This window comes from Acinetobacter guillouiae CIP 63.46, from assembly GCF_000368145.1.
GTDB classification, from domain to species: domain Bacteria; phylum Pseudomonadota; class Gammaproteobacteria; order Pseudomonadales; family Moraxellaceae; genus Acinetobacter; species Acinetobacter guillouiae.
The window spans coordinates 37,493-58,658 of sequence record NZ_KB849283.1; the positions used below are offsets into that span (position 1 = coordinate 37,493).

19 protein-coding genes and 1 tRNA gene are annotated in these 21,166 nt (G+C 37.9%); 5 read left to right on the forward strand and 15 right to left on the reverse strand.

The window, feature by feature from the left end; translation table 11 throughout:
• The first annotated feature begins 95 nt into the window (after positions 1-95).
• Positions 96-785 carry a hypothetical protein gene (locus F981_RS05205; RefSeq protein WP_004719277.1) on the forward strand — a complete coding sequence of 230 codons (690 nt, stop codon included), beginning with the start codon at positions 96-98 and terminating at the stop codon, positions 783-785.
• A gap of 36 nt (positions 786-821) precedes the next feature.
• Here the strand turns inward: F981_RS05205 and F981_RS05210 are convergent, their stop codons facing one another.
• Both F981_RS05210 and F981_RS05215 read right to left on the reverse strand, forming a co-directional pair.
• A complete protein-coding gene (locus tag F981_RS05210; RefSeq protein ID WP_004719280.1) occupies positions 822-1,259 on the reverse strand; it encodes a PaaI family thioesterase in 438 nt (145 codons plus the stop codon).
• A 108-nt stretch (positions 1,260-1,367) separates the two neighbouring features.
• Positions 1,368-1,613: a hypothetical protein gene (locus F981_RS05215; RefSeq protein WP_004719281.1), complete on the reverse strand. Its 246-nt coding sequence runs from the start codon at positions 1,611-1,613 to the stop codon at positions 1,368-1,370.
• A 166-nt stretch (positions 1,614-1,779) separates the two neighbouring features.
• Between F981_RS05215 and F981_RS05220 the strand changes: the two genes are divergently transcribed.
• Positions 1,780-2,199, forward strand: coding sequence for a GFA family protein (locus F981_RS05220; RefSeq protein ID WP_004719283.1), 420 nt, complete (start codon positions 1,780-1,782; stop codon positions 2,197-2,199).
• A gap of 108 nt (positions 2,200-2,307) precedes the next feature.
• Here F981_RS05220 and F981_RS05225 read toward each other — a convergent pair whose 3' ends face one another.
• From F981_RS05225 to F981_RS05250, 6 genes are all read right to left on the reverse strand, one after another.
• The gene (locus F981_RS05225) at positions 2,308-4,320 is read right to left on the reverse strand and encodes an esterase/lipase family protein (protein WP_004719284.1); all 2,013 of its coding nucleotides are present in this window, start codon (positions 4,318-4,320) and stop codon (positions 2,308-2,310) included.
• Positions 4,321-4,422: 102 nt separating this feature from the next.
• Positions 4,423-5,349, reverse strand: coding sequence for an ABUW_2363 family tetratricopeptide repeat lipoprotein (locus tag F981_RS05230; protein ID WP_004719286.1), 927 nt, complete (start codon positions 5,347-5,349; stop codon positions 4,423-4,425).
• Positions 5,350-5,811: 462 nt separating this feature from the next.
• Complete coding sequence (gene cysE, locus F981_RS05235) at positions 5,812-6,636, reverse strand: serine O-acetyltransferase (RefSeq protein ID WP_004719288.1); 825 nt, start codon at positions 6,634-6,636, stop codon at positions 5,812-5,814.
• The gene (locus F981_RS05240; RefSeq protein WP_004719290.1) at positions 6,636-7,469 is read right to left on the reverse strand and encodes an RNA methyltransferase; all 834 of its coding nucleotides are present in this window, start codon (positions 7,467-7,469) and stop codon (positions 6,636-6,638) included. The genes cysE and F981_RS05240 overlap by 1 nt, the downstream gene beginning before the upstream one ends.
• 41 nt (positions 7,470-7,510) lie before the next feature.
• Positions 7,511-11,083, reverse strand: coding sequence for a DNA polymerase III subunit alpha (gene dnaE / locus F981_RS05245; protein WP_004719292.1), 3,573 nt, complete (start codon positions 11,081-11,083; stop codon positions 7,511-7,513).
• 484 nt (positions 11,084-11,567) lie between these two features.
• A complete protein-coding gene (locus F981_RS05250; RefSeq protein WP_004719293.1) occupies positions 11,568-12,440 on the reverse strand; it encodes an ATP-binding protein in 873 nt (290 codons plus the stop codon).
• A gap of 201 nt (positions 12,441-12,641) precedes the next feature.
• Between F981_RS05250 and F981_RS05255 the strand changes: the two genes are divergently transcribed.
• The 3 genes from F981_RS05255 (at position 12,642) to F981_RS05265 (ending at position 15,155) form a co-directional block, all read left to right on the forward strand.
• Entirely contained in the window at positions 12,642-14,153 is a 1,512-nt protein-coding gene (locus tag F981_RS05255; RefSeq protein WP_004719294.1) for a DUF3336 domain-containing protein, read from the forward strand.
• Entirely contained in the window at positions 14,150-14,962 is an 813-nt protein-coding gene (locus tag F981_RS05260; RefSeq protein WP_004719295.1) for a protein kinase domain-containing protein, read from the forward strand. Before F981_RS05255 ends, F981_RS05260 begins: the two co-directional genes overlap by 4 nt.
• A 108-nt stretch (positions 14,963-15,070) precedes the next feature.
• Positions 15,071-15,155: transfer RNA gene (locus F981_RS05265), tRNA-Leu, on the forward strand.
• Positions 15,156-15,327: 172 nt separating this feature from the next.
• On the opposite strand, the gene F981_RS05270 is transcribed toward F981_RS05265, so the two are convergent.
• The 7 genes from F981_RS05270 to F981_RS05300 all read right to left on the reverse strand — a co-directional run bounded on the left by F981_RS05270 (position 15,328) and on the right by F981_RS05300 (position 21,080).
• On the reverse strand, positions 15,328-15,531 hold the full coding sequence (locus tag F981_RS05270) for a hypothetical protein (RefSeq protein WP_004719296.1): 204 nt from the start codon (positions 15,529-15,531) through the stop codon (positions 15,328-15,330).
• Between the two features lie 322 nt (positions 15,532-15,853).
• Positions 15,854-16,594 carry an alpha/beta hydrolase gene (locus F981_RS05275; RefSeq protein WP_004719297.1) on the reverse strand — a complete coding sequence of 247 codons (741 nt, stop codon included), beginning with the start codon at positions 16,592-16,594 and terminating at the stop codon, positions 15,854-15,856.
• A gap of 24 nt (positions 16,595-16,618) precedes the next feature.
• Positions 16,619-17,350, reverse strand: coding sequence for a hydroxyacylglutathione hydrolase (gene gloB / locus F981_RS05280; protein WP_004719298.1), 732 nt, complete (start codon positions 17,348-17,350; stop codon positions 16,619-16,621).
• 204 nt (positions 17,351-17,554) lie between these two features.
• Positions 17,555-18,175, reverse strand: coding sequence for a hypothetical protein (locus F981_RS05285; protein ID WP_004719299.1), 621 nt, complete (start codon positions 18,173-18,175; stop codon positions 17,555-17,557).
• 201 nt (positions 18,176-18,376) lie between these two features.
• A complete protein-coding gene (locus F981_RS05290) occupies positions 18,377-19,072 on the reverse strand; it encodes a methionine ABC transporter permease (protein ID WP_004719300.1) in 696 nt (231 codons plus the stop codon).
• Complete coding sequence (locus F981_RS05295; protein ID WP_004719301.1) at positions 19,069-20,094, reverse strand: methionine ABC transporter ATP-binding protein; 1,026 nt, start codon at positions 20,092-20,094, stop codon at positions 19,069-19,071. The genes F981_RS05290 and F981_RS05295 overlap by 4 nt, the downstream gene beginning before the upstream one ends.
• 113 nt (positions 20,095-20,207) lie before the next feature.
• Positions 20,208-21,080: a MetQ/NlpA family ABC transporter substrate-binding protein gene (locus tag F981_RS05300; RefSeq protein WP_004719302.1), complete on the reverse strand. Its 873-nt coding sequence runs from the start codon at positions 21,078-21,080 to the stop codon at positions 20,208-20,210.
• Positions 21,081-21,166 lie beyond the last annotated feature (86 nt).

A 21,166-nucleotide genomic window follows, 5' to 3' on the forward strand; every position in this document is an offset into this window, starting at 1 on the left:
TTTATGGATTTGCTGATTTCATTTTTATATTTAAATTTCATAACTTTAAGTATTTATTTTATTAAGAAACCTTAGTTTATATTTAGGAAAATATTTTGAACATTGTCAATATTTTGAGTTTATCAGTGCTTGTTTTCTTAAGCGCTTGTTCTCAACAAAATTCTCAGAATGCAGCTCCAGCGGAGTCTACGAAAAAAGTAGCGATTGCAGCAGATAATAATGACAAAGTTGATCGTGCAAAAGCTGATTCAGGAAAGTCAAGCAGTGAAGTTGAAGTCGAAATTCCTACGACTGTTACTGAAGCAAAAATAGAGCATAAATCTAAAGCGTTAAATTATCCTGATGAGCTTATACAGCAGGTAAAAGATGCACAGAAACATTGTAAGCAAGCTGTAGCGGTTGATATGAAAGATGTTGTTACGGTTGTGGATTTAATTGGGGATGATCAGCCAGAATATATTTATGAACCTGACTCAATTCGGTGTGTTGAAGATGGTGTATTTAGAGGGCATGGGGGAGATCAGCTGGTGATCTACCAATCTAAAGATCATAAAACCATACAAGAAATTTTTAACAGTGCGGTATTTTCTTATCAGATTATCAATAATCAAGCCAAAGCTATCGTTCAAGTCGAAGTTGGTGGGGGATATTGTGGGCAAAACATGGCAGAAATTAGCCGTGCAGAAGCAATCAATTGTAAGCGTAATTTGGAATGGGATGAGAGCCTAAAACAGTTGAAGATGGGTAAGATGTATGTTGATGAACCGAAGGCTAATGCTGAATAAGTGCTATTCAATATAAATAGCACTCTAAGCAGTCAATTATGTACGAATAATCATACAGGTCGCTGTTGCATGTGCATATAATTTGCCATCTTCATCGACCAATTTCCCTTCAGAAATGGCAAGACTTTTACTTAAATTAATCAACTGTCCAATAGCAAATAATTGCTTATTTTGAGGTACAGGGCGGCACATTTTTACATTTAAATCGATGGTGCCATAACCTACGCCTGCTTCTAGGGTGGTATGTACTGCACAACCTGTTGCTGAGTCTAAAACTGTTGCTGCAAAACCGCCATGTACGCCGCCTAAAGGATTTAAATGACGTTGGTCCGCTTTGACTTTAAAACTTGCATGACCATGCGAAATTTCATGTAAATCCATCGGGATGGTTTCACTAATCGATGCTCTAGGAATTTGTCCAGCAACCATTGCTTGTAGAAATTCAAGCCCTGTCATTTCTTTTGGGTGTTTCATATATTTATCCTTTATATAGGGTTCTAAAAGAGAACTTAAAGTAAAATATGATGTTGGGGGATTTACTGTCAAACTTTTTATTGAATTTGAACGATTGAGTTGATCTTTTTAATGTTCAAAATCGTAGAATTTTTCAATATGGTTGGATTGATGAATGATTTTTAAATCAATTCTTTCACCCGTTGCCCACGTGGCAATCGATGCTTGTAAGTCGACATCAATAATATCGAGCTCTTTACATAAGGTTTGATCACTTTCAATCACAATGAATTGAGGTGATTGTGTCTTTAGGCACTTTGCAATATACCGTTGAATATTTTGGAGCTGATAAACATCTATAATTTTATAACGCATACTTTTCCAAATATTATATTTAAATTGTTGTATTGACTAATTTAGAGTGAATCATTTTGCTTTTCAATTAAAAAACATGGATATGATAAAAAATATCTGTTTCACTATAATTTCACTACATCATCGTAGTATCTTTGTGGAAAATTTATAAAACAAGGAAATCATTATGAAAGGGCAATGTGTTTGTGGGGCAACAACTTTTACGGTTGAATTAAAAAATCATGATGTTCATGCGTGTCATTGTTCAATTTGCAGAAGACAAACGAGCGGTGTAATTATGACGATTGATGTCGAACAGGGCAGTTTACAGTTTACTCAAGATGAGCACTTAAGTATTTATAATTCTTCTGATTGGGGCGAGCGAGGCTTTTGTAACTGCTGTGGCACAAATTTATTTTGGCGGACTAAAGACCAGAGTTATTGCAATATCAATGCATTTGCATTGGATCAACAGCCTCAAGATATAAAATTCGATATGGAAATTTTTATAGACAATAAGCCTGAGTTTTATGCTTTTAACAATGAGACAAAAAAACTAACCGAAGCAGATGTAATCGCGCTTTTTGCAGGAACCACTGATTTATAAATAAGTTATTCACTGATTCGGATAAGACCTTAGATTTTTATAAAACCAATAATCCTATGCCAGCCAATTTAAGATTGACTGGCATTTTTATGTGCTTGGACGCTGAGTTTAAGGTTTATAAAGCCCAAGCTCAGTCAAATGTAATCTTAAAATCCGTCTAAGTTCCAATACGGCTTCAGGTGTCTCTTGGATTGAATGGCCACCCTTGATAATTTTCTCAGATACTGCGCCGTCTAAATGTGAGCTGGTATATGGAACGATTCCATCCGTCATCACGTTAGGATCAGTGCTATTGGTGATATTCCCCATAATTGAATGATAGATCATGTCTTTCTTTGGCATAACGTTTTCAGTCAATTTGGTGAAGTTTGAGCTATGGCTTAAGTCACTTGGACCATTTTGAATCAGTCCATGCCCAACATCTTTTAAAAAGTTTTTTGCATTTAAATCACGATCATCTATAGAGTCAGCTAAAGCTCCCAAGAAGGCGCCTGGCAGCTTAATAATTCGACGAGCAGCCAAAGTGAACCAGCGATCAGCAAATGCAGTACCACGATGTGGTGCTGAAATAAAAATAGCACGATCAAAATTAGGCACAGCTTGAATAGTCAAGCGCGATTTGAACATTGGATCATCTTTAAATTTATCAAATTTACGATTGTTCAACATCTTTAAGGCGGGTTGTGTTAGATTGGCATCACTGACTAATAAGCGCGCAATAATCCCGCCCATACTATGCCCAATCAACACGGCATCTTTAGCAGAAGCAGAATTTTGATTAATTGAAGCAAAACCTTGATTAATGATAGCATTGATCTGAAAACGGCTTTCTAATATTGGCATATTGGTTGAATAAAAAACCTGCCAAACTTGATAGTGCTCACGCAATACATTGTCGCCCATAATATCATTGGTTAAACGAATCCAAGCTTCAGGGCTACTGGCTAAACCGTGTACCAAAACAATCACTTTTTTATTTGGGTTGTACGGTTCAAGCATATATAAATGAGGCATGGTCAGGCTTTGATCACGATCGATTAAGCTAAGATAAGCCGCAATACCTAAGTTATTTTGAGCCAGCCATAGACCATAGGGAGCTGAAAAGTTTGCAGCAAGCGGGTATTGTTTGCCACCAATTTTTAAATTTTCAATGCTATAAGGATCATAAACATTCAGTTGAAAGTTTGGGTTGTGTAAGATGTTTTGTAGTGATTCATTTGCATTTTCAGGTTGTGCTGCAATACTAACCGATAAATAACGTGGTTGATGAATATTGGGATTTATGCCATTTTTGTATTTATAATCAAATGGATTCACAATATATTTGTTTTCTTCAGGTGCTGTTGTGTTGGGTAAAATTGCGACAAATTCTGCACCGAAACCGTCTCTACGGTTGATCGAACGTAAACCTGAAAAGTTTAAATTATAGCTTGAAACAAGATCCTCAAGTTCAATCTGAGCCAGTGCAGGGTAACCATTAAAGTTAATGCGATAAGTGCTTTTGCCAACTTTAATTTGTTTTGCTACTTTTTGGTTTTTATTTCTTACGGCATATGTCGAAATCAGTTTAGCTAAGGCTTGATTATAAAAGTCACGTATCTGAACTTGTCGGTTATTAAAAATACGGTCTTGAGGTTGGCGTTCAGTTTTAAATAAATAGGCATAACTATAGCGGATGCTGTTATCTAACATCACCATTTGCTGATCTAAACATTGCTCATAGTTTTTCTGCGAGGCTTGTTGTTTATCAGTGGATTGATGCTTAGAAAAAAGACTGACTTTACAATCTGATGAGTCGCCAAGATTGATTGCTTTGGTTAAGTAAATTTCACTTGCGGTCGAAAGCAGTTGTTCATCTTGAATCTGTGGGATTTCAGCTAAATCTGCCACACATTTTTCGGGTTCATCTGTACAAGATTTGGCTTCTCGTCCAGTCATCGACAAGACATTTAAGCTGGCTTCACTCATTTTTGAACGGGTCAAAATGCTGTCACGTTCATTGGTAATGGTTACATTCACCTTTTGATTTTTTACACTGACAACTTGGCATCCAGATAAAATCAATGGGCTCATTGCTAAAGCACAAAGCAAAATATTGTTTTTTGAGTATTGCATAATCATTAACTAGATCAATCTTTGTTTGAATCATACGTTAGTTTTATTCAATTTATAAACAAAAAAATAGACTGAATGTTCAGCCTATTTTTTCAAAAATTTATAAATTTATTTTGCTAGAGCTGGGTTTTTCAAAACCTGCCAAACGTTGTAACGACCTTGCTTTTCAATTTCTTGAATTAAGCGATCTGCAACTTCAGCTTCTTCTGGGTATTTCACTTTATAGTTTTTCAAGGTTTGGATCGCATTTTTCTTTTGCTCCATACCAATAAAGTTGTTTGCAGAAGATAAATAGGCTTCTTGAACACCTTGTTTGATAGCTTTATCTAAATATGGAATCGCTTCTTTTTGACCGCCACCCTCAGATAAAGAGAAACCAAACCACAAGTTTGCTTCAGCATCATCTTTGTTGATTTTGAGAATACGTTGAGCATACTCTAATGACTTGGTGGTATAAGAAGAACCTAGGTCAAGGTTACGTCCCAAAACACTGGCTTTAAATGCACGAATCAAAATATCAAAAGAAGCATTTGGTGCTGCAGCTAATTGGTCAAGCTGAGTAGAGACTTCTTTCAACTTAGCTTCAAAGCCTTTACGTTCTTTACGATCACTAAATTGTGGTGGGTAATGACGTGCTTTGCCTTCAACCATTTGTAAGAAATCATCAATTGCAGTGATGTCAATTTCATTGTTTCCAGCAAGTACTGCATATTTCATAGCACGTTGTGAGCTATTTACTGTAGGTACAATCAATTTATTGGTATCTAAAATGATTTTTTGGCTTGGATTTGCAGGATCAGTAACTTCGAGTTTGTTTACAGGTTGAGCCGATGCTTTTTTTAACTCTAATTCAAAAACAGGCGGTTGCGAGTAATCGAAAGGGTTTAATGCATAGAACGGAGGAGACAATTCAGGCTCAGTGTAAATAAACGGCTCGTTTGCATCTATTTTATTTTGTTGCTTGGTGGGTGTTGTTGAACACGCAGTAAGTAATGATGTTGCGAGCAATGCATATGCCAAAGGCTTAATCGTCATGTGTTTCTTCCATTAATTTATATTAAAAAACGTGCATGCGCATCAGTCTATGAAAAGACGTCTGAACATGCAACTTGATTTGGTTCGTATTATTAAAAATTATACATTACAGTCTATTGACACTTCATTTTGTGAAGTAGTTGGGTCTGTTGACATTTCATAAATGGCTTGCATTGTAGGTTAAAATTGAGCAGGCAAGGCATGAAACGAAGAGAATAGCGAGACTATTTTCGAGCTTCATAACGTAGGCTGAGATAATTTTAGCCACAACCCTGAGCAAGAACAAAGCACTGCTTTGTTTGCAGCGCAAGGCGCAGCGGGGGGACTAGTGTGTTTTTTGCCGCTACGTTGTTACGAACTACTCATTTAGAATAACTAAATTTCGTATTTCGCGCCTAGTATCGCCTAAAAAACACACGTAGTCGCAAACATAGACGAATTGTCAACAGACCCTAAGCAACCTTATGCTTTCGATGAGTGGTTTTGTGCTGCACATTCACGTCTAACTTCTTCAATAATTTTGATTTCATCATCACTCAAAGGCTGTTCAATATTGTGCTGTAAATTGAACGTTGGGTCTAAAAGTGATAAACGTTGGCACAAACTATTGATGCGTTTTTCATTTTGTTCCAAACGATCTAACAGAACACGCATGCCGTCCAGCATAGGGTCGGATTGTTCTGGTACGGCTGCATAGGCTTGAAATTCTGTGTTTTCAATGCCACTGCTCATTTCTTCTGGACAACTTGGTTCTGGTGTAGTGACGATTTCTTTATCTTTGCTAATAAAGCGAGCAGGGTTGCCTACCGCAGTGACGCCATCAGGTACAGCTTTAGTTACAACAGCATTTGAGCCTACTTTGGCATTTTTACCGACCACAAAAGGACCTAGGATTTTTGCACCAGCACCTACTACAACACCATCTGCTAAAGTCGGATGACGTTTACCTTTATTCCATGTCGTGCCGCCTAAAGTCACCCCATGATACAAGGTGACATCATCACCAATTTCTGCTGTCTCACCAATCACCACACCCATGCCATGATCGATAAAAAAGCGTTTACCTATTTTAGCGCCAGGGTGAATCTCAATACCTGTTGCAAAACGACTAAAAGAAGACAAAATGCGCGCTGAAGTTTTGCAATCTTTTTCCCATAATTCATGGGCAACACGATGCATCATTAATGCATGTATCCCAGGATATGTGGTTAAAACTTCAAATGTATTACGCGCAGCAGGATCTCGCGCAAATACAGCTTGGATATCTTCTTTAAGCTGTTTTAGCATTAGTTTTGATCCTCATCTTTTGACTTTTTCCATGTACCATTATTCAAGGCTTGAACTCGGCTAAAAATGCCTCTTAATAAATGATATTCCATCTTATCTAATTGTATACGCCCAAATAATCGACGCAAGCGTAAAGGCAGTAAACGCGGGTTTTTAGGGTCTAAAAATTCGATATCAGCCAACATTTTTTCAATATGCGGATAAAATTGTTCCATTTGCTCATGTGTGACCAAAGGTTCATCCCAATGCATATCTTCTGAATCTGTTACCCGCATCACCGCTTCAGTATCCAGTTTCTTGTCAGCTAATTCCAATGTTGCCATACGCATTTCATAGCACAGTACCTGAATTGCTTGAGCAACATTTAACACACCATAATCACTATTTACTGGGACTGTGACATGAAAGTTTGCCAGCGCAAGTTCTTCATTGGTTAAGCCACGATCTTCACGACCGAAGACAATAGCGATTTCTTGTTGGTGTTGGATAACAGCTTGCATTGATTTTTGCGCCGCAGGGCGTGCATCAAGCAAAGGCCACGGAATGGTGCGACTACGTGCACTGGTTCCAAATACGATATGACAATCTTTAATGGCATTTTCTAAGCTGTCGACAATTTCAATTTGCTCGATCAGATCTGCTGCGCCAGCCGCTAACGCATCTATATCAGGGTGAGGGTAGGTTTTAGGCGCAACGAGCACAAGTTTGGTTAAGCCCATTGTTTTCATCGCACGTAGAGCACTTCCGATATTGGCAGGAAGCGTCGTATTGACCATGACAATACGTACATGACTTAAATGCTGTGAAATCACAGCATTGTCGAAAATATCCATGAATATTCCAAAATATTAAGCTTTAAATTCAAATAGGGAGGTTAGGAGAATTGGCCTGCATCTGCCATATAGTCATCCATTGCATCATCCATACTCATATTTTCTGGCGGTGGTGCAACTTGACTCGGTTGGGCAAGTCCACGATGATCCACGGCTTTTGCCGCTTTAGATTTGACTTGGTATTCAATATGAATAGATTCTTTACCAAAGTAATCACGTAATTTAGAAAGTAACTCATCCAATGGGGCAACTTTCCATTGTTGCCCTAAATGTAACTCAGCCGTGGCATAGTCGTAATCTAACTGAATCTGCATTGGAATGTGTTGACACATATCGACATTACAGAAGGGCAGTAAGATCTTTTGAATATCCGAGGCTAAAGTTTTCGTCATCACTTCAGTATTCAGTGTTATGGCAATGCTATTGGCGCGCTTTTGTCGAATTTCATTAAGGGTGAATGCTTTGGTCAAACGGCCCATAGGACGGTCAAAACCTTCACGTTCATAAATTTCACCTTCAATCACCACCACTTTTTCATTTTGAATGATGTCTTTAAAGCGTTGGAAGCGTTCATGATTCGCAGAGACTTCGATACGTGCTGTACCGTCATCAAGGGTAATCATCATCCGATTCGGGAAATTGGCAATATCGACCACTAAACCTGCGAAAACAGTAGTTACACCACGACGAGTAGGGGTTAATTCATTAATTTTATTTGGAATAAAGGATTTTAATTCTGCACGATAGACATCAATTGGATGACCTGTCAGATATAAACCCAATGTATCTTTTTCACCTTTTAGACGTACTTCATCAGACCACGGTTTTACAGGTTTAGCTGGCTTACGTTGAACCTCTTCAACTTCACCAAATAAGTCCATAATGCCCGTTTCACGATTAGAACGTGCCTGTTCAGCGGCTTGGACAGCTTCTGGAAGTTGAGCCATTAAACTTGAGCGTTCAATTCCCAAACAGTCCAGTGCACCAGCGCGAATCAATGCTTCCAATGTTCTTTTATTGATTTTTTTCAAATCTACACGGTGGCAGAAATCAAATAAATCTTTAAAAGGACCGTCTTGCTCACGTGAATCAATCACGGATTGCATGGCCTGTTCGCCGACACCTTTAATTGCACCTAAACCATAAATAATGGTGTTTACATCACTGGCATAGAATTGGTAGAACGACATATTTACCGATGGCGGCAATACGACTAAGTTGTTGATTCGGCAGTCATCAATTAAAAATACAATGTTATCTGTATTTTGCATTTCCGAAGACATGACCGCAGCCATAAATTCAGAAGGGTAATGTGCTTTTAACCAAGCCGTTTGATAGGCAACTAAAGCATAAGCGGCGGCATGTGATTTGTTAAAACCATAGCCTGCGAATTTTTCCATATAGTCAAAGATATGGTTGGCTGTACCTTCATCAATATCTTTTTTCGCAGCACCTTCAATAAAGGTGGCACGTTGCTTGACCATTTCCTCGACTTTCTTTTTACCCATCGCACGACGAAGTAAATCTGCACCACCCAGTGTATAGCCTGCACAGAACTGTGCGGCTTGCATCACCTGTTCCTGATATACCATGATCCCATAAGTGGGTTCGAGTACACTTTCTAACAGTGGATGTAAGTATTCAAACTCACCACCATGCATACGATGGATAAAGTCGGGGATAAGGTCCATTGGACCCGGTCGATATAAGGATACGAAGGCAATAATTTCTTCAAATTTACTTGGGCGTGCTTCTTTAAGCATTTTTTTCATGCCCACGGATTCAAACTGGAATACCGCGGTGGTATTTGCGTCAGCAAATACTGCATAGGATTTAGGATCGTCCAAAGGAATGTTTGAAATATTTAACGGCTTATCAGATTGAATACGCTTATTAATATTTTGAATTGCATCTTCAATTACAGTAAGGTTACGTAAGCCCAAGAAGTCGAATTTTACTAAGCCCGCAGCTTCTACATCATCTTTATCGAATTGGGCAACCCGTCCTGTGCCATCAGCTTCACACAAAATTGCCGAATAATCGGTGATTTTGGTTGGTGCGATGACTACACCACCTGCGTGTTTACCTGTATTACGGGTAATGCCTTCAAGCTTGAGCGCCATTTCCCAGATTTCAGCAGCATCATCATAATCTGGGTTGGATGGATTGGTCACAATATCTTTAAGTTGTGGTTCAGCCTCAATAGATTCTTCTAAGGTGAGACCTAAAGGTTTAGTCGGAATCATTTTAGAAATACGATCTGCCAAACCGTAAGATTTACCTAAAACCCGTGCTACATCTCGAATCGCACCTTTAGCAGCCATGGTACCGAAGGTTGCAATCTGAGAAACCGCATCACGACCATAATGGCGTGCCACATAATCGATGACCTTATCACGCCCAGCGATACAGAAATCGATATCAAAGTCGGGCATGGATACACGTTCTGGGTTTAAGAAACGTTCGAAGAGTAGGTCATAACGCAACGGGTCTAAGTCAGTAATTTTTAAACTATAAGCGACGAGTGAGCCTGCACCTGAACCACGACCGGGACCTACAGGAACCCCATTGTTTTTAGACCATTGAATAAAGTCCATGACGATGAGGAAGTAACCAGGGAAATCCATTTTATTGATAATGCCAAGCTCATAGGCCAGACGTTCATCATAAGGCTTACGAATTTCAGCCCAATCTTCATCACGCGTTTCAATAGGGTAAAGGAAGTCTAAGCGTTCTTCTAAACCAATTTCAGAGAGATGCTCAAAGTAAGAATGGATGGTATGACCTTCCGGAATTGGATAGTCTGGTAGGTCATGGAATCCTAAACGGAGTGAAACTGTACAACGTTTTGCAATTTGTAAGGTATTTTCTATCGCACTTGGAATATCTGCAAATAGCTGAATCATTTCAGCAGAGGTTTTAAAATATTGCTCAGGGCTGTAATGCTTAGGACGTTTACTATCGCCTAGAACATAACCATCTGCGATACAAACGCGTGCTTCATGTGCTTCATAATCTTCTGGTCTAACAAAATGCACATCATTATGTGCCACAACACCAATATTATATTTTGCAGCGAGTTTAACCGCTTCTTCATTGAAGCTTTCTTCTAATGGGCGACCTGTACGCGTCAGCGCTAAATAAACACGATTGCCAAATTTTTCGATCCATTGTTCTAACAGTGGTTCGGCTTTTTCAGGATAAGCTGCACAGAGCATTTCTCCGACATCACTATGTAGGCCCAAAAGTACAATAAGGTCTTGAGACTGTTCAAGCACCCATTCTTTTTGTACACATGGAATCGACAGCTGTTGTCCTTCAATAAAGCCGCGAGAGACAATTTCAGTCAGACCACGCCAGCCTTTATTGGTCATTGCCAGTAAGGTTGCTTTATGGTTTGCATCGTTTAATCGAATTACACTGCCGAAAATAGGTTTAATCCCTTTCCCCAGCGATTTGTTATAAAACTTAACAGCTGCATGCAGATTGGATAGGTCTGTAATGGCTAAAGCAGGCATTTCATCAGATGCGGCAGCTTTAATCAGATCAGGTATACGTACGATCGATTCTGTAATCGAGAATTCGGTATGAATACCAAGATGAACAAACTGCATAGACCTATCCTATATGAAACTGTCGACTATTTTATCACGCTTAAACTGTGATGTGCTGAAATAAAATGTTCTGGATGAATTATTGCTTTGTGTTTAAGTATTTGAAATATATTTAAATATATTGAATTTTTTAATTTTGGCTTTTAGTTGCATGATTAACCAGCAGTCAGCTTGAGTTGTGTGTTGATGGTTTTTTTTACATAGAAACGAATAATTTAAGCTTTATTTGAATGATAGGGATTGAATGAAACAGGGCAATCCATTCAAGCTATTGTTATCAAATGAGACAAAGAAGTAGTGAGATTTTATCGGGTGATAAATGGGTTTAGTATGAATGAGCTTATAAAAATATGATCTTTTATTGGACGTTTTGATATCGCTATTCGCTTAGCTTACTTATTCTTATCGCACATGATCTAACTGATAAATAATAAAAGCCCTGACTATTATTCAGTTAGGGCTTTGTATATCTAAAAAGTCAGACTTATAAAGCCTTTAAACGTTCTGAACCAATCCAATGTTTAGAGAATTGATATGCTGCACGCCCTGAACGTTGGCCACGAGCTTGACACCATCTTAATGCTTCAACACGAACATCATCAGCAAAGGGCATGTCTGCTTTTGCTAAATAGTGCTCCACAATTTCTAAATAAAGATTTTGATCCATTGGATAAAACGACAACCACATACCGAAACGATCTGATAATGAAATCTTTTCTTCGATAGCTTCTTGCGGATGCAACTCTTTATATTGCGGCACATCGACTTTGGTTACAGGCGTGTTTTCATGCATAAATTCAGGTAATAAATGACGACGGTTACTGGTCGCGTAAATCACAAAATTACTTGAGCCAGATTGTAGCGAGCCATCTAAGACACTTTTTAAACTACGATAATTTTCATCTTCAGCATTAAATGCCAAGTCATCACAATAAACGATGAACTTTTCTGGACGATTTTTAATAATTTTTTGAATTTCTGGTAAGTCTGACAAATCATCTCGTTCAATTTCAATTAAACGTAAGCCTTGTTCTGCATACTGGGTAAGTAAAGAACGGACAATGGATGATTTTCCTGTGCCGCGTGAGCCAGTCAGTAAAATATCGTTGGCAGGTAAGCCGTGTAGAAATTGTTCAGTATTTTGTAAAATTTTAGCTTTCTGACGTTCAATCCCTTTAAGATCATCCAAATGCATTGCTTTCGGGTTATAAATCGCTTTGAGTTGTTTATCGTGCCACCTAAAAGCCACTGCTGCAAAGTCGGTATCCTTTTTTGTTTCAGGAAGGACTTGATGTAACTGATCAAGAACAGTGGATAATTTTTGGATGATATTGTCAGGTAAGTCGAAAGTTGCCATATCCGTTCGCTATTTTCAGAAATTACAATGTGTGGTTGATATTAGCACAGTAATTTTATTGAGCTAATCTCAATAGGCGATAATTGGAATCTAAAGCAAGAATTAAATGACTTATGGTAATTGATTATCTGGTTATTTTTCAGCATAGTTTATCGACAGGTATCTAAAAGTGTCGGATTAAAAATCAAAGGAATATTAGAAATGTTATTAGAACTTACTCAAGATTTAAATCCGCATCAGGCTTATCGTATTAAAAAACTAAAAAGAAAACTGAAACATGCGGAAAACTATGAAGAGTGGAAATCTATAGCGTTAAAACTGGATGAAGAAACGGGGGCACAGGAGTGGAAGCTGGATAATACCTCTCCATATTTTGATGCTGAAATTATTTCCCATCGGTTAAATTTATTGCGTCGTTATCGTCTGCAAAATCGCACCCAAGATTTGATGTATATCCTAAGAGAAGGATTTAGTCACGATGTTGCCAACATCGGGCATCCGATGCTATTTGCACATACCTATGTTGGAACTAAAAAAATAATTGAAGATTATATCGATGAAGTCAGTAATAGTTTGGCATTCATCGCTTCAGAAAGTTGCCAAGCCTTGTGTCATGAAAGCAAAAGGAAGTTTTTCGAAAACTGTGAAAAGGCCTATGGTCAGCCCGCACTGATGTTTTCAGGTGGGGCAACCTTAGGTTTATTCCATAGCGGTGTTTGTAAGGCATTAATGGAACAAGACTTAATGCCAAAAGTACTTTCTGGTTCAAGTGCTGGGGCAATCATGACGGCGATGCTGGGGGTAAATGAACCAGGTGAGATTCCAAACTTGCTGAGTGGTGACCAATTTTATAGTGAAGCCTTTCACTTTCGTAGCTTAAAAGAATTAATCAAAGGCAATGGTGGTTTTGCAGATGTCCGATATCTTAAAAAGTTTTTGGTCGAAAATTTAGGTGATGTAACGTTTCAGGAGGCGTTTGAAAAATCAGGCTTGGATATCAATGTCACCGTCGCGCCTTATGATGTTTCCCAAGAAGATGTACGAATCATGAATAAATATACCTCACCAGATTTATTGGTCTGGAGTGCAGTATTGGCATCATGTGCTGTACCGGTTTTATTTCCACCTGTGCGTTTGATCAGTAAACGTTACGATGGTGTACATACCCCTTATTTGGCAAATACGCGTTGGGTGGATGGCAGTGTCCGCAATGATTTCCCCCAAGAGCGCATGTCACGTCTTTATAATTTGAATTACACCATTGCCAGTCAGGTTAATCCACATATTGTACCGTTTATGCAGAATGATGAAGAACGTTATCGTAGAGATTTACTGAGTTGGCCTGAACGTATTGTGCGTAGTCAAGGACGCATGGCTGCAATGGGGATCATGGATTTTGCCAGAGATCGTATGGGACGAGTTCCTTCTATGCGTCGTTTACTCGATCACGGTTACGGTATTATTGACCAGCGCTACTATGGTGATGTCAATATTATTGGGGAGTATAGTCTGCGCCATTATAGCTATATGTTACAGAACCCACGCCCATATCTATTCAAGCTGTTGCAACGAGAAGGTGAGCGTGCAACTTGGCCAAAAATTTCAAGCATAGAAACACATGCGCGTATTGGTAAAACAATCCAACATTGTCTAGAAGTTTTGAATCATCCAATGACGAAAGATATACCCGCAGAACAATTGACCGAAGTATGAGCCAAAGCAGAATTCTTCCAGTTGCATATAATTCAATCCAAAGTCAAAAATTTGGTCGCCGTGTTTATCAAATTCAACAGGGACAGCAATGGTTTTGGTTGAAATTACAGCTCAAAAATTCAAATCGCTGTTATCAACAGCACTTTTTCAATGAACTGAACTGTTATAGCGAGTTGAATGCATTGGAGACTGAAGCTCAACCTGTATTGTTAAATTTTTCAATATTTGATCCATTTCAGCAATTTAAAATTGAAGAAGAGGTCATTGATCAGACTTTATGGGTGGAAGATGCCCCAAAGCTTTTTCAGGATCTGCCTGATCGACTTAGCTTGGCTGAAATTGGTAAGCGATTAGTACTCAGCTTAGATGTGCTTGAACATTTGCATGACTATGGTTATCTGCATGGCGATATCAAAGTTGAGCACTTTCGAGTTAAGGATGAGAAAAGTTATTTGATTGACTTTGAACAGGCTGTAAACATCGCTCAAGAGGCAAATTTAACAAATATCGCAACACATACCGCAACACCTCGGTATATGGCACCAGAATTGTTTCATGGTCAACCAAAATCATTTCAATCCGATATTTATGCGTTGGGAATCGTTTGGTTGGAGTGGTTGACACAACAGCGCTTATCGGCGAAAAGCTATCAAGATTGGGCATTTTTGCATTGTCAGCAGTTAAATGTGGTGTTACCACAGCAATTTAAAATTTTTGAAATGGTTTTAACAGAGATGTTAATGAAAAAAATAGGGCAACGTTGCTCAAATATTTATCAAATAAAACAAGTATTAAGCCAAATTGTTTAAACAAAAAGCAGTATTTGCAACATTTGTTTTTTATTTAAACAAACGAGTGTCTTTTTCGAAAAAAGGGCTTGTCATAATAAAACGATCTCTATAATATACACAGCCATTGGGGACGTGGCGAAATTGGTAGACGCACTGGATTTAGGTTCCAGCGCCGCAAGGTGTGAGAGTTCGAGTCTCTCCGTCCCCACCAAATTTAAAAAAGCATGATGAAAATCATGCTTTTTTTATGCTTAAATTTTTATTCTAACTATGCTGTATCTTGATTAAAGGTTTTTTAGAATTAGAATTTTATCCAGATCAATAAAAAGACCTAAACGTAATCTTTTAGGTCTTTTCAAAGAGAAACTTCATTGAGACACTTACTAAGCCTTTAAGTGATCCTCAAACTCTTCACCGAGCTGCATTGCTAAGTTATTACCAGATAAATCACAAGTGACTAAACCATATTCTTTTTTAAAGCTGAAAGTAAATCCTTTTCCATCAGCTAAATTTTTTACTGAATAGCCTAATTTTTCTAACCAAATACGAAAAGCGATTAAATTCTTTGCCTTTACAACCTTTTTCACAGAAGATCTCCTTAATTCCTGCCTATAAATTTAATAGGGGTGATCATTAAATTTTTAAAGGGGAAATTTGATGAAACTTATTTTTTATATCAATATTTGAGCAATTTGAGAAATGACGCTTTTGTATCAATGCGTATTTTTTTGCTATCAATATGGATGAAATGTGAATTTACTTAAAAATTTTGAAATAAAACAACCAATTAATTAAATATTAAAACTGTGCTTGTAATATTTTGATGCAAAGATATCGTTTTAAAAAAGCAGAATTTTTCTCATTTTTACTTTGGCTAAATGTAAGTAAATTTAACAGAAGTATAGGTTATTATGCCTGTATGGGATGATGTTGATCTAAGAAATCTAAAATATCGCCAAACAGTTGTGTCTGATCTTTGCCTAAAGTCATGAGATGCCCTGTATTGGGATAACTTTTAATCTGTTTTTTTGTAGAATTCACATGATTATAAATGGTTTGTGCACTGGATTGATAATGTGCATCATCTAACTCGCCATACAATAAAAAAATAGGTGCGCGAATTAAAGAAACATTGCTTATGGTTGCGGCAACAAACTGATGAAATGCCTGTAGTTGTATTGCTGCTTTATTTTCTAAGTTTTTTAAGTCTAGCTCTACATTGCTATTCTGAAATTGATGGAGATATTCAGCATAGTACTTTAGTCGCTTAAAAAGATCATTTACACTTCGATCCTGTGGCGCAGACATGCTAATACATGCATCAATTGGAAAGTGCTCAGTGAGTTTTAACGATAAAATTGCACCTAAAGAAACCCCAATGACAGCAATATGCTTATAACCCTGATTTTCTAAGAGTTGATAAGTATTATATGTATCTTGCCACCAATCATCTGTAGTGTAATTGAGAAACTCATCAATCGTTAAACCATGCCCGGCGTAGCTAGGTGCATAGCAAGTGTAGCCATGTTTATGCAGAAATTTTGCTAAGGCCTTCATATCTTGAACGGTACTGGTATAGGCATGTAATAACAGTACCGCCCGCTGAGAGGCTTTTAAAAACAGAGGCTTAGGCTGGCGCAGTTTTAACATTGTGGGGACAATAATCGTGATTGCTTAAAAATGATCTTTCAATGCACGAATACGCGCAAATTCCTCAGCACTTTCTACACGTAAAAAAGGATTGGTTTCAAGTTCAAGTTCAATGGTGCTGGGCAAGGTGATTTTCCCATGTTCACGGAGCTGTTTGATTTCTTCGGCACGTTGTTGTATTGCTCGGTTCTCTGGCTCGATATGCAAAGCGAATTGTGCATTAGAAAGCGTATATTCATGGGTGCAGTAAACTTTGGTTCTTGGTGGTAAAGCAGCAAGGCGATTGAGAGAGTGATAAAACTGTTCAGCAGTTCCTTCAAACATACGTCCACACCCCATAGCAAAAAGGGTATCACCACAGAAAACACTGTCTAATGCATCAATAAAATAAACGACATGCCCTAGGGTGTGACCTGGCACAGCGATAATGTCGATGTTTAATCCATGAAATTCAAATTGATCATCGTGTTGTAGCGGGTAGGTAATAAAAGGAATGTGACTCAGTTCAGCGCGTGGCCCATAAACAGGAATATTATGATCTGCAATCAATTCTGGAACACCACCAATATGGTCTTTATGCCAGTGTGTAAGCCAAATTTGTTTTAAATTTAGTTGATGCTCAAGGCAATAATCTTCAACCAGCGATGCTTCTGTGGGGTCAATTGCAACGACATCATGGCTTTGACTGTCTTCGATCAGCCAAATATAGTTTTGTAATTGATTTTTTACATCTATGACGTGAATTTTAAATTGCATCGTTGAATTCCATGGATATGCTGACACAAATTTAATAGCAAAATCAGGCTATAGACAAGTTAGAAAACTGATTACAGTCTTTTTTATGTGAAAACATATGTAATTCGACAGTACTGCATGCTGTTTGCTTAAACAAACTAGTCATATGGTAGGTTATTCTTTTAGAGAATAGTATATAGATCAATATGCTATTCTCAATAAAACTTAACAGGCCATCCCTTGGTTGATTTCTAATTTGCTCAGTTTGCCATTTTTAAAACTAAAATCGACATAACTGCGATAGCCTGTTTCAAATTCAGCAGGATTTTTTAAAAACTCTTTGGCTTCCGATGCCGTTAAAATTAAAACACTGGTGCCTGTTTTGGCGCTGTTTGGGAAGTCTTTTTTAAATTGATTGATGCTATACAGATTAGTGATGGGTTTATTGTTAATCAGGATTGTATCCGTGATCGCTGGCGCATTTGACCAAGAAAGCCAAACTCGCCCTTTGGTCGTACCAAGTTGTTGAAAAGTATTTTTGCTTTTATAAAAAGCCTCAGACTTAATCTGTGGATTTTCTTCACTAAAAATGTCAAATGTTAGTTTTTTTCCTGATGCAGTAGAGCTTGAGTATTCATAGTTTCCTGTACATTCTGAAAATGTTTTTATGGGTTTTTGAGAGGTTTTTCCGACCAATTTTTCAATTTGTGTTGCACTTACTGCTTGGTTGAGCTCAACACCATTAACTTTCACTGTGGTGGTGTAATCTTCTGAATGTTGCGCAGCAAAACTGCAAATAGGTAGCATAAGGAGTAACGGGGCGATGGTTTGGGTAAAATTATTCATTTCAAATATTTCTTAAGTTTTCTATAACTTAATCAGTTCTGAAGGATTGATCAAGAGCAGTTGATCAAATGAGTAGAATTAAAAAGGATCTATAAATTTTATAAGTATTTATATCTGTAGCTAACTCAAGAAATAAAAAATACCCTCAACAAGGAGGGTATGATTTTAGAAAAAAGAACAGCTGGAAATGGCAAGCAAGGATTATCGAAGCTTTGATAACCAATTTCCAAGACTCTGTACAATTTGTACAAGGATCAATAAGACAATCACAGTGAGATAAACCACACTTTGATCGAAACGTTGATAACCATAAGAAATAGCTAAATCACCAATACCGCCAGCGCCTACAGCACCCGCCATCGCTGTTGCACCAATCAAGCTAATGGTTGCTGTGGTAAGGCTCAGAATGAGTGAGCTACGAGATTCAGGGATAATAAATTTAAAAATAATCTGCCAAGGCGATGCACCCATTGCTTGTGCAGACTCAATAATCCCTTCGTTCACTTCAAGCAATGATGTTTCTACAAGACGACCAATATAAGGACCAACATAAATGGTCAACGGTACAATCGCTGCCCAAGTACCAATAGTTGTACCCACGATCGCTTTAGTGAGTGGGAAAACCGCAATCAATAGGATAATGAAGGGTAGGGAACGTAGCGCATTGACGATAGGATTTAAAATCTGATAAACAGCGCGATTAGGTAAAATGCCATTAGGGCGAGTGACCAACAAGGTAATTGCTTGAACAAAGCCCCAAATAGTACCAAACAGCATTGCAAAAATGACCATTTGAATGGTTTCTTGCATCGCTGTAACAAATTGGTCAATGCTTAAAGAGCTTTTCCAAAATGGTGCTGTGAGCGTAGTTAGCCATTGTACAATGAGTTCTCTCATAGTCTAACTCCTGACTGTTCCACCTTGACCCCATTTTTTTCAAAGAAATCTATGGTTTGGCGAATGCTTTCAGCATCTCCCAAAAGTTGTATAAACATTTGACCGATCACTGAACCATTAATTTCAGTCATATTGGCAAATAAAATATTTAAGCTGACATCAAATTGCTTAATTGCTGCTTGTACCACGGTCTCTTGCGCTGAAGTACCCAAAAATTGCAGACTATAAATACTTTTATGATTTTGATTTTCGAGATTGTTTAAGATATTAACAGGGAGCTGTTGCTGTAAAACGGTTTGAATAAAGTTTTTCGTCGTCGGGTGTTGCGGTTGACTAAAAATTTCTAAGGTAGAACCAGTTTCAATCACTTTGCCTTGTTCCATGACCGCAACAAAATCACAAACAGATTCAATTACATCCATTTCATGCGTAACCATGACAATGGTAATCCCTTGCTCTTGATTAATCTTTTTAAGCAAAGCAAGAACAGATTTCGTGGTTTGTGGATCAAGTGCAGAGGTTGCTTCATCACAAAGTAAAATTTTGGGGTGGTTGGCCAAGGCGCGTGCAATACCGACACGTTGCTTTTGTCCTCCCGAGAGTTCATCTGGAAAAGCATCTTTTTTGTGCTTTAGATCAATAAACTCAAGTAACTCATTTAAACGTTTTTCACGTTGGTCTTTACTGACACCCAGCAACTTTAACGGCATTTCAATATTGTCAGCTACAGTTTTGGTTTGTAGCAAATTGAAATGCTGAAAAATCATGCCTATATTTGCACGTTCTTGACGTAATGCACGTGCATCAAGTGCCGTAAAGTCTTTTTGATTAATGATGACTTGTCCTTGGTTGGGACGCTCAAGCAAGTTAATCAAACGGATTAAGGTACTTTTACCTGCACCACTATAGCCGATAATGCCAAAAATACTGCCCGCTGGAATCTCAAGATTAATCTGATCCAGCGCACGTATGGTTTGACCTTTCAACTCATAGTGTTTTGAAATGTTTTTAAATTCAATCATATCGTCAAAAACTATAGCAAAAAGAAAAAACAGGCAAATTCACTTTGCCTGTTTTATGAGGGCCTACAGACCTTTCATAAAAGAATGGTCAATAGACCTGTTCCATTATAAAACTATTTTGATTCTGTAAGATAGCTTACAGGTTTATTCACATCAACTTTAGTTCCACCGAAGTGTTCTTGAACATATTTACCTACAGCAGGAACATGATATAACTCACCCACTTTTTTCAAAAGGGCATCATCTTTACGTGCATCTGCAACAGCAAGTACGTTGACATTCATTTTGGTTGTTTGGTCAACTGGCTCATAATAAACCGAATCTTTAAGCACGTTTAATCCGCCTTCCATTGCCAAAGTATTACCTAAAACAATTGCATCAACTTCATCTTTAGCACGTACCGCAGTCGCCATTTGAATAGGTTTGATGACAATTTTCTTTGCATTTTCAGTAATATCAGCAGGCGTGCCTTTAACTAAATCAAAGCCATCTTTCAATTTGATGAGACCAGCAGATTGTAAAAGTAACAATGCGCGTGATTCATTTGCGCCATCATTTGGAATAGCAATGGTTGCACCATTGGCAAACTCTTCAACTTTTTTAATTTTACTAGAGTAAATACCCATTGGCTCTAAATATGTTGTAGAGATTGGTGCAATTTTTTCTTTGTTGGATTGATTGAAAGCAACAAGATATGCATAAGATTGAAATGCATTGATATCGACTTCTTTGTTTGCCACAGCAGTATTCATTGCAACATAATCAGTGAAGTTTTTAACTTCTAATTTAATTCCAGCTTGCTTTGTTTCTGGTAGTGTTGCGATATAGCGCCAAATATCGGCATCTGAACCTGTAGAAGCCATGGTAACGACTTGTTCTTTACCTGCATCTGCTTGGGCAGCATCATTTTTTGGAGCTTCTTGTTTTCCACAAGCAGAAAGAGTGAGCACAGACGCGCTAAGTAAAACGCCAAACAGCTTTTTCATGAATAAATCCTAAGTAGCAAATGCAGTAGAATTTTGTCCTTTGCATTCTCGATCATTTAAATCGAATTTTTAACATTTTGAAAATA

Excerpts from the sequence above, each read along its gene's own strand:
- F981_RS05285 (WP_004719299.1), bottom strand. The coding sequence starts at position 18,175 with ATGAATAATTTTACCCAAACCATCGCCCCGTTACTCCTTATGCTACCT.
- F981_RS05250 (WP_004719293.1), bottom strand. The coding sequence starts at position 12,440 with ATGGCAACTTTCGACTTACCTGACAATATCATCCAAAAATTATCCACT.
- F981_RS05295 (WP_004719301.1), bottom strand. The coding sequence starts at position 20,094 with ATGATTGAATTTAAAAACATTTCAAAACACTATGAGTTGAAAGGTCAA.
- gloB (WP_004719298.1), bottom strand. The coding sequence starts at position 17,350 with ATGCAATTTAAAATTCACGTCATAGATGTAAAAAATCAATTACAAAAC.
- F981_RS05255 (WP_004719294.1), top strand. The coding sequence starts at position 12,642 with ATGTTATTAGAACTTACTCAAGATTTAAATCCGCATCAGGCTTATCGT.
- F981_RS05300 (WP_004719302.1), bottom strand. The coding sequence starts at position 21,080 with ATGAAAAAGCTGTTTGGCGTTTTACTTAGCGCGTCTGTGCTCACTCTT.
- F981_RS05275 (WP_004719297.1), bottom strand. The coding sequence starts at position 16,594 with ATGTTAAAACTGCGCCAGCCTAAGCCTCTGTTTTTAAAAGCCTCTCAG.
- F981_RS05230 (WP_004719286.1), bottom strand. The coding sequence starts at position 5,349 with ATGACGATTAAGCCTTTGGCATATGCATTGCTCGCAACATCATTACTT.
- F981_RS05260 (WP_004719295.1), top strand. The coding sequence starts at position 14,150 with ATGAGCCAAAGCAGAATTCTTCCAGTTGCATATAATTCAATCCAAAGT.
- F981_RS05290 (WP_004719300.1), bottom strand. The coding sequence starts at position 19,072 with ATGAGAGAACTCATTGTACAATGGCTAACTACGCTCACAGCACCATTT.
- F981_RS05215 (WP_004719281.1), bottom strand. The coding sequence starts at position 1,613 with ATGCGTTATAAAATTATAGATGTTTATCAGCTCCAAAATATTCAACGG.
- F981_RS05225 (WP_004719284.1), bottom strand. The coding sequence starts at position 4,320 with ATGATTATGCAATACTCAAAAAACAATATTTTGCTTTGTGCTTTAGCA.
- cysE (WP_004719288.1), bottom strand. The coding sequence starts at position 6,636 with ATGCTAAAACAGCTTAAAGAAGATATCCAAGCTGTATTTGCGCGAGAT.
- F981_RS05220 (WP_004719283.1), top strand. The coding sequence starts at position 1,780 with ATGAAAGGGCAATGTGTTTGTGGGGCAACAACTTTTACGGTTGAATTA.
- F981_RS05240 (WP_004719290.1), bottom strand. The coding sequence starts at position 7,469 with ATGGATATTTTCGACAATGCTGTGATTTCACAGCATTTAAGTCATGTA.
- dnaE (WP_004719292.1), bottom strand. The coding sequence starts at position 11,083 with ATGCAGTTTGTTCATCTTGGTATTCATACCGAATTCTCGATTACAGAA.
- F981_RS05210 (WP_004719280.1), bottom strand. The coding sequence starts at position 1,259 with ATGAAACACCCAAAAGAAATGACAGGGCTTGAATTTCTACAAGCAATG.